Here is a 15077-nt window from a genome sequence, read left to right as displayed (position 1 = left end):
TCCGTGTTGGCAGTGCCGTGGTGCACCATGGGCCCCATGGCACGCACCCACGACCACCCCGGCGAGCAGGCGGCCGGCGACCCCATCCGGCTGCTGGCGATCCGGGAGACGCCGCTCTCCGTCGACGAGGTCTTCCGCGCGGTCGGGGACGACGCCGCGGGCGGTATCGCCCTCTTCGCCGGAACGGTGCGCAACCACGACCAGGGCCAGGACGTCGGCGCGCTCGGCTACTCCTGCCATCCGTCGGCCCAGGACGAGCTGCGCCGGGTGGCCGAGAAGGTCGTCGCCGATTTCCCCGTGCGCGCGCTGGCCGCGGTCCACCGGGTGGGTGAACTGGAGGTGGGAGATCTGGCGGTGGTCGTCGCCGTCTCCTGCCCCCACCGCGCGGAGGCCTTCGAGGCCTGCCGCAAGCTGATCGACGACCTCAAGCACGAGGTTCCGATCTGGAAGCACCAGCGGTTCTCCGACGGTACGGAGGAGTGGGTCGGCGCCTGCTGAGCGCAAACCCCCGCCCGGGGCATCAGGCCCGATTTGCGTAACCGCACCCCTGCCGTGAGCGTTGGACTTCCGGATCGCTAATCTGCTGATCGGGCACTCGCGGTCGCTCACGGGGTAGGGAGGTCGTCATGGCTGCACTCGCTTGGCTGCTGATTCCGCTTTTCGCTGCTGTCGGTGCTGCGATATGGGGAAGCTGGGCCGCACGCAACCGCACTACCGGCGATGTCTCCGAACTCGCCGGGTATGCCAGATTCCGCGACGCGATGGAAAAGTCGCACTCCGGTTCCGACGTCCTCTGAGGCAGCGCCCCGCCGCGTGACCTTCCGCCGCCGCGCTGCCGGCCTCGTACGGACCGGCCCTGGCGGTGCACTCACAGGCCGTTCCCGTACTGTCGTTCCATGCCACGCCGCACCGCGACGATGCTCGCCTCCACCCTCGTCCTCATCGCGCTTCTCTGCGCCGGTGTGCTGATCAAAGTGCCGTACTCGGAGATGTCTCCCGGGCCGACGGTGAACACACTCGGCGACGCGCGTGGCGAGCCCGTACTCCACATCTCCGGCCGCAAGACGTACCCGACGTCGGGTCATCTCAACATGACGACCGTCCGCGTCACCGGCGCGGAGTACAACATGAACATCGTCGAGGCCGTGTACGGCTGGCTGGCCCACGACAGCGTGATCGTGCCGCACGACACCCTCTACCCCGACGGCAAGACGGAAGAGCAGTCGACGCAGGAGAACGCCGAGGAGTTCAGCCAGTCCCAGGAGAGCGCGAAGGTCGCGGCCCTGGAGGAGCTGGGCATTCCGGTGTCCTCGCGGGTCGTGGTCTCCACCGTCGTCAAGGACAGCCCCGCCCAGGGCAAGCTGCACGCGGGCGATGTGATCAAGGCCGTCGACGGCACCGCGGTCAAGGAGCCCGGCGATGTCGCGGGGCTCGTCACCAAGCACAGGCCCGGCCAGGACGTCACGTTCACCGTCGTCCCGGCCAAGGAGGCCGCCGCCGCCGAGAAGGCGGGCCGGGAGCCCGAGGGCAGCGAGAAGGTCACCATCACCACGGAGAAGGCGCCCGCCGCCAAGAACGCGCCCGAGGAGAACCGCGCGATCGTCGGAATCCGGGCCGGACTGGACCACACCTTCCCGTTCGAGATCGACATCAAGCTCGCCGACGTGGGCGGCCCCAGCGCCGGCCTGATGTTCTCGCTGGGCATCATCGACAAGCTGACACCCGACAAGCTGACCGGCGGAGAGTTCGTCGCCGGTACCGGAACGATCGACGACGCGGGCAAGGTCGGCCCGATCGGCGGCATCAACATGAAGCTGGTCGGCGCGCGCGACGCGGGCGCGCGCTACTTCCTCACCCCGGACGACAACTGCGGGGCCGCGGCGTCCGACACCCCGAGCGGGCTCACGCTGGTCAGGGTGAAGACACTCAGTGACGCCAAGAAGTCGATGGAGATGATCCGGGACGGGAAGACGGCCGCGCTGCCGACCTGCTCGGCGAGCTGACGGCCGCCCACCCGGGAACGGTCAGGACTCGAAGGTCGCCGCCAGCGCCTCGGCCAGCCCCGGGACCAGACCCGCACCCGTCAGTACCTCGGTGGGGGAGTCCTTCTCGCGCAGCCGTACGGCCGACTCCCGCGCGCCGTCCCGCAGCACGGCCACGGTCATCCGCACCTCCTGCCGGTCCGGGTGCTTGGCGACCCACTTGGTCAGCTGTTTGTCGCTGAGCCCTTCCGGTACGGAGGCCTCGGCGGACGGCGGCAGCATCAGCCGCTCCACCGTCATGGCGCACCCGACCACCGCGTCGGGCCAGGCGATCGTGCCGAGGAAGTCGTCCAGCGCGGTGCCGGCCGGGAGCTCCTCCTGCTCGATGGGGGTGAGGGAAGCGGTCGTCGCGCCGGCGTCGTCCAGACCGAGCTGGGCGGCGAGGCCGGGCTCCTGGACCCGCAGGCGGGCGGTGTCGACGAGGGCGAACAGCCGGGCCGGCTGGTCCCAGCCGAGGCTGGAGGCATAGGTGTCGATTTCGAGGACGGCGACGGTGAGGGGGCTCGCGGCCATCGGAGGGCCAGAGGGGGAAACGTTGGGCATGGTGAATATCCTGCCTCCTTCCGCCCCGGGAACGGGAACTAGGTAAAGCCTCAGTAAGTTGCTTAGGTGGGCTCTACGATCGCGGGGCCCGCTTCTACACGACCGATGACTTCGAGGTGCGCACGTTGGCTTTCCAGATGCCGGACCGCGGCGGAGGCCCGACCGGGCCACGGATCAGAGTCGGCCGCCCGTCCCGGCGCGTCCGTACCCTGCTCATGACACTGGGCGTTCTGGCGGTTCTCGCCATGGCCTTTGTCATGTTCGCCGGGTTCTGGACGGACTGGCTCTGGTACCGGTCGGTCGCGTATTCGTCCGTCTTCACCACCACCCTGTGGACCAAGATCGGGCTGTTCCTCGTGTTCGGGCTGCTGATGGCCGTCGCCATCGGCGTGAACATCTGGCTCGCGCACCGGCTCCGGCCGCCGCTGAGCGCGATGTCGCTGGAGCAGCAGAGCCTGGACCGCTACCGCATGAGCGTCGCCCCGTACAAGAAGTGGGTGCTGCTCGCGATCACCACGCTCGTCGGACTGATCGCCGGGGCCTCCGCCTCCGGCCAGTGGCGGACGTGGCTGATGTACATCAACGGCGTGCCGTTCGGGCAGAAGGACCCCCAGTTCAAGCTGGACGTGGCCTTCTACGCCTTCGACCTGCCGTGGTACCGCTTCCTGCTGGGCTTCGGCTTCGCGGCGACGGTGCTCTCGCTGATCGCCGCCGCGCTGACCCACTACCTGTACGGCGGGCTGCGCATCACCAGCCCCGGCGCGCGGGCGACGGGTGCGGCCACCGGGCACCTCTCGGTGCTGCTGGGCATCTTCGTCTCCCTGAAGGCCGTGGCCTACTGGCTCGACCGGTACGGCCTGGCCGTGAAGTCCAGTGACTTCAAGGCCACGGACAACTGGACGGGTCTGCGGTACGTCGACGCCAACGCCTACCTTCCGGCGAAGACCATCCTCTTCTGCATCGCCGCGATCTGTGCCGTGCTGTTCTTCGCGACGCTGTGGCGCCGCACCTGGCAGCTGCCGGTGATCGGCTTCGGCCTGATGGTGCTCTCGGCGATCCTGATCGGCGGGCTCTACCCGGCGATCGTGCAGAAGTTCCAGGTCCAGCCGAACGAGCAGGCCAAGGAAGCGCCGTTCATCAGGAAGAACATCGAGGCGACGCGGGACGCGTACGACATCGATGACGCCCAGGTCGACGACTACGCGGGCAAGGCCACCACGACCGACGACACCAAGCTGCGCGCGAGCGCGGACGCGGCGGCCAGTTACCGCGTGATGGACCCCAACGTCGTCTCCCCGGCCTTCCAGCAGCTCCAGCAGAAGAGGAACTACTACCAGTTCCCCAAGACCCTGGACGTGGACCGCTACAAGGGCAAGGACGGCAAGGACCAGGACACCGTCATCGGTCTGCGTGAGCTCAACCTCCAGGGCCTGCCCAAGCGGAACTGGATCAACGACCACTTCACGTACACCCACGGCTACGGCGCCATCGCGGCCCGGGGCACGACCACGGGTTCGAACCCCGCGGGCTCCCCCGACTTCACCGAGTCGGGTCTGCCGGCCACCGGTGAGCTGGGCGACTACGAGCAGCGGATCTACTACGGCGAGAAGACCGAGCAGTACTCCATCGTCGGCGGGCCCCAGAAGGAGCTCGACTACGAGGAGGACGGCGAGAAGACCACCAGCTACAAGGGCAACAGCGGGGTCAGTCTCTCCAACGCGTTCAACCGCGCCGCCTACGCGGTCTCCTTCAGCGAGCCGCAGATCCTGTACTCGGGAGCGATCGGCGAGGGTTCGCGGATCCTCTACAACCGCACGCCCAAGGAGCGGGTCGAGGCCGTCGCCCCGTGGCTGACGATCGACGGCGACGCCTATCCGGCGGTCGTCGACGGACGCATCCAGTGGGTCGTCGACGCGTACACCACGACGAACGGCTACCCGTACGCCTCGCGCACGACGCTCGGTGACACCACGGCCGACTCGCTGACCACCAACCAGCGCGCGGTCGTCGCCCAGCAGAACCAGGTCAACTACATCCGCAACTCGGTGAAGGCCACCGTCGACGCGTACGACGGCAAGGTCAAGCTCTACGAGTGGGACACCGAGGACCCGGTGCTCAAGACCTGGCGCAAGGCGTTCCCCGGGACCGTGAAGGCCCGTGCGGACATCCCGCAGGAACTGATGGACCACCTGCGCTACCCGCAGGACCTGTTCAAGGTCCAGCGCGAGCTGCTCACCCGCTACCACGTCCAGGACCCCGCGCAGTTCTACAGCGGCAGTGACGCGTGGCAGGTGCCGGACGACCCGACCAACAAGGAGCCGGGCGCCGTTCCGCCGTACTACCTGAGCATGAAGATGCCGGGCCAGGACGCGCAGAAGTTCTCGCTGACGACCACGTTCACCCCGAAGGGCCGGCCCGACCTGGGTGCGTTCATGGCGGTGGACGCGGACGCGGCCAGCAAGGACTACGGCACCATAAGACTGTTGCGGGTCACCACCACGGTGAAGGGCCCGGGGCAGGTACAGAGTGAGCTGAACGGCAACGACGACGTCGCCGAGTTCGTGAGGAACCTCAAGGGCACCGACTCGGACATCGAGTACGGCAATCTGCTGACGGTTCCCCTCGAAGGGGGCTTCCTCTACATCGAGCCGGTCTACACGCGCGGTGGCACGCAGAACTACCCGCTGCTGCGCAAGGTGGCCGCCTCGTACGGATCGAAGATCGTCTTCGAGAACAGTCTCGGGGAAGCGCTGAACGCGGTCTTCGGGGTCGAGGGCGATACGACGACCCCGCCGACCGAGCCCACCGAGCCGCCGGGTGACACCACCAAGCCCCCGGCCACCGGGGACGCCGCACTGAAGCAGGCCATCGCGGATGCCCAGAAGGCGTACACCGAGGGTGAGGCGGCCCTGAAGAAGCAGGACTGGACCGCCTACGGCAAGGCTCAGGCCGACCTGGAGGACGCCCTCCGGCGGGCGGCGGCGGCCCAGCCCAAGGCAGGCAGCCCGGCCGGTAAACCCGCGAGCGCCGCGGGCAAGCCGGCCACCGGCTCCGCCGTGCCGGCCGGTGATGCCGACAAGGCGGACATCCCGGCCGACAAGGCGGCCGGGAAGGGCAGCGACCAGGGCAGCTGAGAAAGTCCCGCCCCGCGCCGTGATACTGTTTGAACACAACGGCGCGGGGTGGAGCAGCTCGGTAGCTCGCTGGGCTCATAACCCAGAGGTCGCAGGTTCAAATCCTGTCCCCGCTACTGAAAAACGAAGGCCCGGATCCTATGGGATCCGGGCCTTCGTCATGTCATCAGATCCCGCTCCAGGTCTTTCTCGTGCGATGCGCGTGAAGTGCGATTCGCTGGGCACGAGTTGGATCCGAACGTGTTTGACTTGTCTCCCTGTGGGCATGTCGACAAAACGCTGAAGTGACCTCGCCAGCCGCGAAATTCACGGTGTACGTGGGGTTGTAGGTGGTGCGACGATGGTATTTATGGGGGACAGGGCAACTCTGTTGGAGACAGGGCGGTTTGTGCAGCGTCGCGGTCATGAGGGCGATAAGGCGATAGATGGGCCATTTGTCGCTTCCATGGCCGGGCCGGCCGGAACCGCGGACACGACGGGCACCACGGGTGCCACCGGTGCGACGAACGCCAGGGGTGCCACGGGCACCGGCAACGCCGCTGAGATCGCTGACAACTCCTGCACCACCGACGCCATCGACGCGGCCGACAACGCCGAGAGCGAGGCACGCCACCGCCGCGCGGCCGAAGCCGGGGACACGGCGTCGATGAGTGTCCTCGGCGCGATGCTGCTGCGCCGGGGAGACCTGGACGCCGCCGAGACCCATCTGCGCGCGGCCACCGCCGACGGCGACCGGGCCGCCGCCAACAACCTGGGCGTCCTCCTCCATCAGCGCGGCTACCCCGACGAGGCCGCCGGATGGTGGCGCATCGCTGCCGTCGCCGGTTCCGCCGCCGCCGCGCACGCGCTCGGCCGCCACTTCCGCGAGCGCGGCGACGAGCCCGGTGCGGAGTACTGGCTGCGCCAGTCCGCCGAACAGGGGCACGCGCTGGGCGCCTACGCCCTGGCCGACCTGCTGGAGCACCGCAGCGACGTCGGCGCGGAGCGCTGGCTGCGCGCCGCCGCCGAGCAGGGACACCGGGAGGCCGCGTACCGCCTGGCCCGCACCCTGGAGCGGAACGCCACCGAGGACCCGCACGACGCCTTCGGCCCCGGCCGCGCGGTGCTGTCCCCGGGCGGGGGCCGGAACCAGGCGTCCCCGGGCGGCGGCGCGGGCCGGGGCCGTGCCGACGGTCCCGTGGCGGGTCCGGGCGTCGGGCGCTCCGGCGAGGCCGAGCAGTGGTACCGGCAGGCCGCCGCGCGGGGACACCGGCGCGCCGCGCTGCACCTCGGCGCGATCCTGGAGCGGCGGGGCGAGCTCAAGGAGGCCGGCCGCTGGTACCTCACCTCCGCCAAGGACGGCGAGCCCCGTGCCGCGTGCGCCCTCGGCTTCCTGCTGCGCGACGCGGGCGACGAGGAGAGCGCGGCCGTGTGGTGGCTGCGTGCCGCCCAGGACGGCGACGGCAACGCCGCCAACGCCCTGGGGGCCCTGCACGCCGCACGTGGCGAGCAGCAGACCGCCGAGCGCTGGTACCGCGCCGCCATGGACGCGGGAGACGTCAACGGCGCCTACAACCTCGGGCTGCTCTGTGCCGCCCAGGACCGCACGCCGCAGGCCGAGCAGTGGTACCGCCGTGCCGCCTACGCCGGACACCGAGAGGCCGCCAACGCCCTGGCCGTGCTCCTGCTCCAGGCCGGTGACCACACCGGGGCCGAGCCGTGGTTCTCCAAGGCCGCCGAGGCGGGCAGCGTGGACGCGGCCTTCAACCTCGGCATCCTGCACGCCGGACGGGACGAGGACCGTACGGCGCTGGGCTGGTACCAGCGGGCGGCCGCGGCCGGGCACATCGATGCCGCGCTCCAGGTCGGCATGGCCCTGCTGCGCGAGGGCGAGGAGCAGGAGGCCGAGCGCCACCTGCGCTGCGCCGCGGGCGGCGGCAGCGCCGAGGCCGCCTTCCGGCTGGCCGGGGTCCTGGACTCGCGCCAGCCGCCGCCCGGACCGCCCGCGCTCGGTGAGCCGATGCCGGAGAGGACGGAGTGCGAGGAGTGGTACGAGCGGGCCGCCCAGCAGGGCCACCGCCGCGCCCAGGTCCGGGTCGGGATGCTCTCCGCGGCGCGCGGCGACGTGGACAGCGCCGCGCACTGGTACCGCGAGGCGGCCGAGGCGGGCAGCCGCAACGGCGCCTTCAACCTCGGCCTGCTGCTCGCCCGCGAGGGCAGCGAGCGCGAGGCGGCCCTGTGGTGGAGCCGGGCCGCGCAGGCCGGTCACGGCCGGGCCGCGCTGCGCCTGGCCCTGCTCGCCGCCCGCCGGGGCGAGCTCGCCGAGGGACAGCGCTGGTGCGCCCGTGCCGTCGAGCTGGGACCGGCGGAGGTCGCCGAGCGGGCGGCCCGGCTGCGCGAGGCGCTGCACCAGGAGCTCACCGCGTAGGAGGGCCCTGGCCGCGCCCTCCGGCGCGGCCGGTCCGGGCGGGGGTCCCTCGCCCCTTCGGGCGGGCCCGGGTCCCGCGCGGGCCGGTCACGGCGGGCGGGCGGGGAGAACGTGTGTCCTGATGAATTTGCACTGGTCGGCAGGGGTGACGTAATGTTGCATTCATCGACGCGGGGTGGAGCAGCTCGGTAGCTCGCTGGGCTCATAACCCAGAGGTCGCAGGTTCAAATCCTGTCCCCGCTACTGAAGGCAGAGGCCCGGATCCTTCCAAGGATCCGGGCCTCTGTCATGTTCGAACGCCTGTCACGTCCGAATGCCGTGGGAACGCCGGTCTCAGCTCCGGTGGCCGACCGCCTCCCCGTACATCGCGCGGTCCACGGCCCGGTCCTCCGGCACCGGCGGACCGTCCAGCACCCCCGCCTCCCCGTAGGCCTTCTGCAGCCGGTCCGTCGTGCCCTCGCGGATCTCCCAGTCCATCCGCATCGAGGGCGTCGAGCGAAGCACGGCCCCGTCGGTCTTCAGCAGCTTCGCCAGAGTGGAGACGAAGGCGGGATCCGCCTTGTAGTCCCCGGCGAAGTAGGTGTTCACGGTCCTGATGTAGGCACGCAGGAAGGCGACGCCCGCGTCGGGGTCCTCGTTCAGCAGGGTCGGGCCGAAGAGCAGACCGCCCAGGGGTTCACCGAGCGGCTGACCGCCCAGGAACGCGTACTTCCCGTCGCCGTCGACCTTGCGCCAGACGGGGTCCAGCAGCCAGGCGGAATCGACGCCCCCGTTCCGCAGGGCGGTGAGCACGTCGGCGGATCCGAGCTGCTGGAAGCCGATGTCGTCCAGTCCGCCGCCGTGCTTCTTCAGTGAGGTGTCCATCGGGTACATGATCACCGAGCCCTTGCCGATCATGGTGCCGAGCCGCCGGCCCGCCATGTCGACCCGCTCGGCGCTCTCGCCGTCCTTGAGCCGTACCCACAGACCGCTCTTCGAGGTGGCGGCGGGGGAGAAATTCCCGGCCACCCACTTGATCGCGAAGCCGCCGTTGATGCCGTTCATCACGGCCGCCTCCGGGGCCGCCCACTGGGCGTCCACATCGCCTCTGGCCAGCAGCGGCAGCGCGTCCGGGGTCGGCAGCACCTTCAGCCGGACGTCCAGGCCCTCCTTGGCGAACTCGCCCTCGGCCACCGCGACCTGGAGCGGAGCGACGTACTCCGCGCTCAGCGTCCCGGTCGCGACGGTGATGGTCCGCTTCTTCCCCAGCGGCTCCGGGGCCGGTGCGCCCTTGTCGCAGCGGGCCGGCGCACGGTCCGGCGCGAGATCGGCCGGGTCGCTCCGGGCGGCCGGGCCGCATCCGGCGACAGGGGTGACGGTGCGCGGTGACCTGGGGGCCCCGTCCCGCGCGGTGCCGTTCTTCGCGCAGGCCGTCGCGGTGAGCAGGGATGCCGCGAGGAGCACGGCGGTGCAGGTGGTCCGGATACGCAACGGTGCCTCCGTACGAGTGGGAGTGCGGGGGGTACGGGCGGGGAAGGGGCGCGGGTTCACGACTGGCCGCGGCCGCGGTCGCGCGGTGCCCACGGAGTGAGCAGCCGGCCGGCGATCCGGACCAGTTCGGAGAACACGACCCCGAGCACCGCCACACACACGATCCCGACGAACATCACGTCGTTCTGGAACAGCGCCCTGGAGTCGAAGATCAGATGGCCGAGCCCGTCGGCCGCCGCGATCTGCTCGGACGCGACGATGACCAGCACCGCGACACCCGCCGCGATGCGCGCGCCCACGAGGACGGCCGGCAGCGAGGCGGGCAGCAGCACATGCCGGAACATCTGCCAGGACGAGGCACCGAAGACCCGGCCGGCGTCCCGGTGACCGGCCGGGACGGCGAGGACGGCCGCCATGGTCGAGATCCAGACGAAGAAGAAGACCGTGGCGGCGACGAGCGCGATCTGCGGCCCTTCGCCGAGGCCGAACATATTGAGGAAGACCGGCAGGAGCGCGAGCTTCGGCACGACGTACAGGGCGTCCAGCAGCGGCTCCAGTGCCGCCCGTACGAGGGCGAGCGAGCCCATCAGCAGCCCCAGCGCGTATCCGGCGGCCGTGCCGATCGCATAGCCGCCGAGGACCCGGGCGAGCGTGGCCCGCACATCGGGCCACAGCTCCCCGGCGGCCGCCCGGTCCCAGCCGTCGGCGGCGATGGTGGAGGGCGCCGGGTACACGCGTGCGTCGATCCAGGACCGCTCGGCCGCCAGCTGCCACAGGAGGACGAGTGCCAGCGGTACGGCGACGGCGAGCATCAGCTCCAGGGTGCGGCGTCTGCGGTGGGTGCGGGCCGGACGCAGCTCGCGCGGTCCGGGCCGGCGGACCAGGACGTCGTCGCCGGCGGGCGGCGGATGCTTCACAGACGTGCTCATGCCGGGACCGCCTCCCTGCGTACCTCGCCGCGCAGCACGTCCCACAGCCCGGCCTTCAGCGCGGCGAATTCGCTGGTCGCCCGGATGTCCCCGGTGCGGGGGCGGCCGAAGGGCGGGCGGTGCTCGGCGATGATCCGGCCCGGCCGGGCGGACATCACCAGCACCCGGTCACCGAGCAGGATGGCCTCTTCGAGGCTGTGGGTGATGAAGAGCACGGTGGTGCGCGTGTTCTGGGTGAGCTCCAGCAGCTCGTCCTGGAGGATCGTGCGCAACTGGGCGTCGAGCGCGGCGAAGGGCTCGTCCATCAGCAGCATCTCGGGCTCCACGGCGAGTGCCCGCGCGATGGCCACCCGCTGCCGCATCCCGCCGGAGAGCGCCGCCGGGTACGCGCCGGCGAACTCGGAAAGGCCCATCCGGGCCAGCCAGTCCCGGGCTCTGGCATCGGCCTCCTTGCGGGGCACGCGCTGGATGTCGAGGCCGAAGCGGACGTTGGCGAGGACCGTCTTCCAGTCGTAGATCCCGTAGTCCTGGAAGATCATCGCCGCCGGCCGGGGTGAAGCCGTACGGATCTCCAGTTCGCCCGCGCTCGGGCGCAGCAGTCCGGCGGCGATCCGCAGCAGGGTGGATTTGCCGCAGCCGGACGGGCCGACGAGACAGGTGAACTCGCCCGGCGCGATCTCGATGTCGACCGGTCCCAGGGCGGGCAGCAGTCCGGCGCCCCGTCCGAAGGAGCGGGCGAGCCCGCGGGCGCGGAGCTTGGGCGGCACGGGGCCGGAGTCGGTGCCTGAGTCGGGGGCAGTGCCGGAGGCGGGTGTTCCGGGCGGGGGTGGGGTCGGGTGCGCAGCTCCCACGGGTCTCTCCTCGCGTCGATCGAGGTGCGGATCCGCCGCGGATGACAGGCGAGGGTGGCGTGATCCACGCGCTCATCACCTGCGGAGGTGATCGCCGCAGACGATATGACGACCCGTCAGATTCGGGAAGGGGGTACGCGAAAGCCCCGGCGCGCGGAGCGTCCGGTCCGGGTGGGGCTCGGTGGTGCGGGTCAGGCCGTGGCGGCGCAGCCCGGGCAGATGCCGCGGTACGTCACCTCGACGCCGGAGACCGTGAAGCCGAACCGCTCGTCGGCCGGCAGCTCCGCCAGCGGGTTGCCCGAGGGGTGCACGTCACGGATGGTGCCGCACCGCGCGCAGACCAGGTGGTGGTGGGGGCGGTGGGCGTTCGGGTCGTAGCGCTTGGCCCGGCGGTCGGTGGAGACCTCCATGACCTCGCCCAGGGACACCATCTCGCCCAGGGTGTTGTACACGGTCGCCCGGGAGATCTCGGGAAGCCGGTCGACGGCCCTCGCGTGCACCTCGTCCGCCGTCAGGTGCACGTGGTCCCCGTCGAGGACCTCGGCCACGACACGCCGCTGCGCCGTCATGCGCCAGCCGCGTCCGCGGAGTCGTTCCAGCAGGTCACTCATGGGCCCAGCCTAACAGTGAGGGGACCGAGTCCCGAATGGATGTGACTTTGGATGTTCGCTTGACTTAGACAAAGTCCATCGTAGGATCGAGTTCGGCATAGGCCAAGGGACAGGCTGTGCGGGACATCGACGGATGACGAATGTGCAGGACATGACGCAGGAGGCGCACGTGACGCAGGGACCGCTCACCACGGAGGCCGGCGCGCCGGTGGCCGACAACCAGAACAGCGAGACCGCCGGCGCCGGCGGGCCGGTTCTCGTCCAGGACCAGGCGCTGCTGGAGAAGCTCGCCCACTTCAACCGGGAGCGCATCCCGGAGCGCATCGTGCACGCCCGCGGCGCCGGTGCCTACGGCACGTTCACCCTCACGCGGGACGTCTCGCAGTGGACGCGGGCGAAGTTCCTCTCCGAGGTCGGCAAGCAGACCGAGACGTTCCTGCGCTTCTCGACCGTCGCGGGCAACCTCGGCTCCGCCGACGCCGTGCGCGACCCGCGCGGTTTCGCGCTGAAGTTCTACACCGAAGAGGGAAACTACGACCTCGTCGGCAACAACACCCCGGTGTTCTTCATCAAGGACGCCATCAAGTTCCCCGACTTCATCCACACCCAGAAGCGCGATCCGTACACCGGCTCGCAGGAGGCGGACAACGTCTGGGACTTCTGGGGTCTGTCGCCCGAGTCGACGCACCAGGTGACCTGGCTCTTCGGTGACCGCGGCATCCCGGCCACCCTGCGCCACATGAACGGGTACGGCTCGCACACGTACCAGTGGAACAACGAGGCCGGCGAGGTCTTCTGGGTCAAGTACCACTTCAAGACCGACCAGGGGATCAAGAACCTCACCCAGGACGAGGCCAACAAGCTCGCGGGTGAGGACCCGGACAGCCACCAGCGCGATCTGCGCGAGTCGATCGAGCGCGGCGAGTTCCCGACCTGGACCGTGCAGATCCAGGTCATGCCCGCCTCCGACGCGGCCACGTACCGCTTCAACCCGTTCGACCTCACCAAGGTGTGGCCGCACGCGGACTACCCGCCGATCGAGATCGGGAAGCTGGAGCTCAACCGCAACCCGGAGAACGTCTTCGCGGAGACCGAGCAGTCGATCTTCAGCCCCGCGCACTTCGTGCCGGGAATCGGGCCGTCCCCGGACAAGATGCTCCAGGGCCGCCTCTTCGCCTACGGCGACGCCCACCGCTACCGCGTCGGCATCAACGCCGACCACCTGCCGGTGAACCGGCCGCACGCCACCGAGGCGCGCACCCACAGCCGTGACGGCTACCTGTACGACGGCCGGCACAAGGGTGCGAAGAACTACGAGCCGAACAGCTTCGGCGGCCCCAGCCAGACGGACCGGCCGCTGTGGCAGTCCGCCGCGGTCACCGGCCCCACCAGCAACCACGTGGCGCCGAGCCACGCGGAGGACAACGACTTCGTGCAGGCCGGAAATCTCTACCGGCTCTACTCCGAGGACGAGAAGGCCCGGCTGATCGACAACCTGGCCGGGTTCATCGCCAAGGTCTCGCGCGACGACATCGCCGAGCGCGCGATCAACAACTTCCGTCAGGCGGACGGCGACTTCGGCAAGCGGCTCGAAGCGGCGGTCCAGGCCCTGCGCGGCTGAGGCCGGGTCGTGGACGGTGGGCCGGAGTCCCCTCGGGGACTCCGGCCCACCGGCCGTTCCCGGGCGTTCGGGGTCAGCTCGCCAGACCGACGGTGCGGCGCCTGACCGGGGCCCAGCACCGGATGATGTCGCGCACCGAGACGACGCCCACCGGACCGGTGTCGTCCAGCACGACGAGATGGCGGAACCCGCCGTGCGTCATGGCTTCCGCGGCCTCCTCCAGGGTCCAGGTCGGGGCGGCGAACACCACGTCGGTGGTGGTGTGGGCGGAGGCGGTCTCCACGTCGGGGCTCTGTCCCGAGGCGATCGCGTCCAGGATGTCGCGCTCGGTGATGATCCCGAACCCGCTGGTGTCCGGGTCGTGGACGACGGCCGCTCCGACGCGGCGGGCCGACATCAGCCGGGCCGCCTGGCGGAGCGTATGGGCGGGGCCGATGGTCAGGACCATCGTGCTCATGGCGTCGCGGACGAGCATGAAGGGAGCCACCTCCTTGGTGAGCCGGCCCTGTGAGCCGATTCACAAGTTCACAAGTGGGGGGACTCTCAGAGTCGCACCCTTGGGGTGCGTCAACAAGGGGTGGGTGAAGAAAGGCTGTGGGGCGGGCAAGGCCCGCCCCACGTGTCCCGTGCGCCCCGATGGCGGCCGCGGGGACGGTGCTCAGTAGCGCTGGTTGAGGTAGCCGAGCAGCTCGTGGTGGAGCAGACCGTTCGAAGCGGCCGCGTTGCCGCCGCCCGGACCGGAGACGCCGTCCAGGCTGGTGAACCGCCCGCCCGCCTCCTGGACGATGATCGCGTTCGCCGCCATGTCCCACAGGGACAGCTCCGGCTCGGCGGCGATGTCCACCGAACCCTCGGCGACCATCATGTACGGCCAGAAGTCCCCGTACCCACGCGTCCGCCAGCAGGCCCGGGTCAGGTCCAGGAAGCCGTCGAGGCGGCCCTGCTCCTCCCAGCCGCCCAGCGAGGCGTACGCGAGCGAGGCGTCCGCGATCCGCTCCACCTTCGACACCCGCAGCCGGGTCGCCGAGGTGAGGCTGCGGCCGGAGAACGCGCCCGCGCCCTTCGCCGCCCACCAGCGCCGGCTCAGGGCGGGCGCCGACACCACGCCGACCACCGGCTGGAAACCGTCCTCGCCCGCCTCCATCAGCGAGATCAGCGTCGCCCACACGGGCACCCCGCGGACGTAGTTCTTGGTGCCGTCGATCGGGTCGATCACCCAGCGCCGGGGTCCGGTGCCCTCGATCCCGTACTCCTCGCCCAGAATCGCGTCGCGGGGGCGGGCCCGGTGGAGATGGCCGCGGATCAGTTCCTCGGCCGCCTTGTCGGCCTCGCTCACCGGCGTCATGTCCGGCTTGGTCTCGACCTTCAGGTCGAGAGCCTTGAACCGGTCCATCGTCGCCGCGTCGGCGGCGTCCGCCAGTACATGGGCGAGGCGCAGATCATCGTGGTAGTCGGGCATGTCGTCACAG

13 protein-coding genes and 2 tRNA genes are annotated in these 15077 nt (G+C 70.6%); 8 read left to right on the top strand and 7 right to left on the bottom strand.

The window, feature by feature from the left end; translation table 11 throughout:
* Positions 1 to 36 precede the first annotated feature (36 nt).
* The 3 genes from ACIGJO_RS06150 to ACIGJO_RS06140 all read left to right on the top strand — a co-directional run bounded on the left by ACIGJO_RS06150 (position 37) and on the right by ACIGJO_RS06140 (position 2003).
* Positions 37 to 498 carry a molybdenum cofactor biosynthesis protein MoaE gene (locus ACIGJO_RS06150; RefSeq protein ID WP_399952756.1) on the top strand — a complete coding sequence of 154 codons (462 nt, stop codon included), beginning with the start codon at positions 37 to 39 and terminating at the stop codon, positions 496 to 498.
* 128 nt (positions 499 to 626) lie between these two features.
* Complete coding sequence (locus ACIGJO_RS06145) at positions 627 to 797, top strand: hypothetical protein (protein WP_266802961.1); 171 nt, start codon at positions 627 to 629, stop codon at positions 795 to 797.
* A 99-nt stretch (positions 798 to 896) separates the two neighbouring features.
* The gene (locus ACIGJO_RS06140) at positions 897 to 2003 is read left to right on the top strand and encodes a PDZ domain-containing protein (protein ID WP_399952752.1); all 1107 of its coding nucleotides are present in this window, start codon (positions 897 to 899) and stop codon (positions 2001 to 2003) included.
* A gap of 21 nt (positions 2004 to 2024) precedes the next feature.
* On the opposite strand, the gene ACIGJO_RS06135 is transcribed toward ACIGJO_RS06140, so the two are convergent.
* Positions 2025 to 2585 (bottom strand): PPA1309 family protein, encoded by a 561-nt coding sequence (locus ACIGJO_RS06135; protein ID WP_266923633.1) that lies wholly within the window; start codon positions 2583 to 2585, stop codon positions 2025 to 2027.
* A gap of 137 nt (positions 2586 to 2722) precedes the next feature.
* Between ACIGJO_RS06135 and ACIGJO_RS06130 the strand changes: the two genes are divergently transcribed.
* The 4 genes from ACIGJO_RS06130 to ACIGJO_RS06115 all read left to right on the top strand — a co-directional run bounded on the left by ACIGJO_RS06130 (position 2723) and on the right by ACIGJO_RS06115 (position 8369).
* Complete coding sequence (locus ACIGJO_RS06130) at positions 2723 to 5719, top strand: UPF0182 family protein (protein WP_399953236.1); 2997 nt, start codon at positions 2723 to 2725, stop codon at positions 5717 to 5719.
* A gap of 42 nt (positions 5720 to 5761) precedes the next feature.
* Positions 5762 to 5835, top strand: a tRNA-Met gene (locus ACIGJO_RS06125).
* Between the two features lie 224 nt (positions 5836 to 6059).
* Positions 6060 to 8126 (top strand): tetratricopeptide repeat protein, encoded by a 2067-nt coding sequence (locus ACIGJO_RS06120; RefSeq protein ID WP_399952749.1) that lies wholly within the window; start codon positions 6060 to 6062, stop codon positions 8124 to 8126.
* A gap of 169 nt (positions 8127 to 8295) precedes the next feature.
* Positions 8296 to 8369, top strand: a tRNA-Met gene (locus ACIGJO_RS06115).
* A gap of 90 nt (positions 8370 to 8459) precedes the next feature.
* Here the strand turns inward: ACIGJO_RS06115 and ACIGJO_RS06110 are convergent.
* From ACIGJO_RS06110 to ACIGJO_RS06095, 4 genes are all read right to left on the bottom strand, one after another.
* The gene (locus ACIGJO_RS06110) at positions 8460 to 9596 is read right to left on the bottom strand and encodes an ABC transporter substrate-binding protein (protein WP_399952746.1); all 1137 of its coding nucleotides are present in this window, start codon (positions 9594 to 9596) and stop codon (positions 8460 to 8462) included.
* A gap of 56 nt (positions 9597 to 9652) precedes the next feature.
* Positions 9653 to 10525, bottom strand: coding sequence for an ABC transporter permease (locus tag ACIGJO_RS06105; RefSeq protein WP_399952743.1), 873 nt, complete (start codon positions 10523 to 10525; stop codon positions 9653 to 9655).
* On the bottom strand, positions 10522 to 11292 hold the full coding sequence (locus ACIGJO_RS06100; protein ID WP_399953233.1) for an ABC transporter ATP-binding protein: 771 nt from the start codon (positions 11290 to 11292) through the stop codon (positions 10522 to 10524). Before ACIGJO_RS06100 ends, ACIGJO_RS06105 begins: the two co-directional genes overlap by 4 nt.
* A 275-nt stretch (positions 11293 to 11567) precedes the next feature.
* Entirely contained in the window at positions 11568 to 11987 is a 420-nt protein-coding gene (locus tag ACIGJO_RS06095; protein WP_399952741.1) for a Fur family transcriptional regulator, read from the bottom strand.
* Between the two features lie 151 nt (positions 11988 to 12138).
* On the opposite strand from ACIGJO_RS06095, the gene ACIGJO_RS06090 reads away from it, so the two are divergent.
* A complete protein-coding gene (locus ACIGJO_RS06090; RefSeq protein ID WP_399953230.1) occupies positions 12139 to 13608 on the top strand; it encodes a catalase in 1470 nt (489 codons plus the stop codon).
* Positions 13609 to 13681: 73 nt separating this feature from the next.
* On the opposite strand, the gene ACIGJO_RS06085 is transcribed toward ACIGJO_RS06090, so the two are convergent.
* Complete coding sequence (locus ACIGJO_RS06085) at positions 13682 to 14083, bottom strand: cyclic nucleotide-binding/CBS domain-containing protein (protein ID WP_399952738.1); 402 nt, start codon at positions 14081 to 14083, stop codon at positions 13682 to 13684.
* 183 nt (positions 14084 to 14266) lie between these two features.
* Positions 14267 to 15067 carry a histidinol-phosphatase gene (gene hisN / locus ACIGJO_RS06080; protein WP_399952735.1) on the bottom strand — a complete coding sequence of 267 codons (801 nt, stop codon included), beginning with the start codon at positions 15065 to 15067 and terminating at the stop codon, positions 14267 to 14269.
* Positions 15068 to 15077 lie beyond the last annotated feature (10 nt).

The sequence above is a fragment of the Streptomyces sp. NPDC079020 genome, from assembly GCF_044542225.1.
Classification (GTDB): Bacteria; Actinomycetota; Actinomycetes; order Streptomycetales; family Streptomycetaceae; genus Streptomyces.
Note: the sequence above shows the minus strand (reverse complement) of the source record. Positions and strands in the feature narration are given on the sequence as shown.

Bases quoted from the DNA above. Each gene is read 5' to 3' on its own strand.
- ACIGJO_RS06135 (WP_266923633.1), bottom strand. From the start codon at position 2,585: ATGCCCAACGTTTCCCCCTCTGGCCCTCCGATGGCCGCGAGCCCCCTC.
- ACIGJO_RS06105 (WP_399952743.1), bottom strand. From the start codon at position 10,525: ATGAGCACGTCTGTGAAGCATCCGCCGCCCGCCGGCGACGACGTCCTG.
- ACIGJO_RS06090 (WP_399953230.1), top strand. From the start codon at position 12,139: ATGACGCAGGAGGCGCACGTGACGCAGGGACCGCTCACCACGGAGGCC.
- ACIGJO_RS06140 (WP_399952752.1), top strand. From the start codon at position 897: ATGCCACGCCGCACCGCGACGATGCTCGCCTCCACCCTCGTCCTCATC.
- ACIGJO_RS06085 (WP_399952738.1), bottom strand. From the start codon at position 14,083: ATGCTCGTCCGCGACGCCATGAGCACGATGGTCCTGACCATCGGCCCC.
- ACIGJO_RS06145 (WP_266802961.1), top strand. From the start codon at position 627: ATGGCTGCACTCGCTTGGCTGCTGATTCCGCTTTTCGCTGCTGTCGGT.
- ACIGJO_RS06120 (WP_399952749.1), top strand. From the start codon at position 6,060: ATGGTATTTATGGGGGACAGGGCAACTCTGTTGGAGACAGGGCGGTTT.
- ACIGJO_RS06150 (WP_399952756.1), top strand. From the start codon at position 37: ATGGCACGCACCCACGACCACCCCGGCGAGCAGGCGGCCGGCGACCCC.
- ACIGJO_RS06130 (WP_399953236.1), top strand. From the start codon at position 2,723: ATGCCGGACCGCGGCGGAGGCCCGACCGGGCCACGGATCAGAGTCGGC.
- hisN (WP_399952735.1), bottom strand. From the start codon at position 15,067: ATGCCCGACTACCACGATGATCTGCGCCTCGCCCATGTACTGGCGGAC.
- ACIGJO_RS06095 (WP_399952741.1), bottom strand. From the start codon at position 11,987: ATGAGTGACCTGCTGGAACGACTCCGCGGACGCGGCTGGCGCATGACG.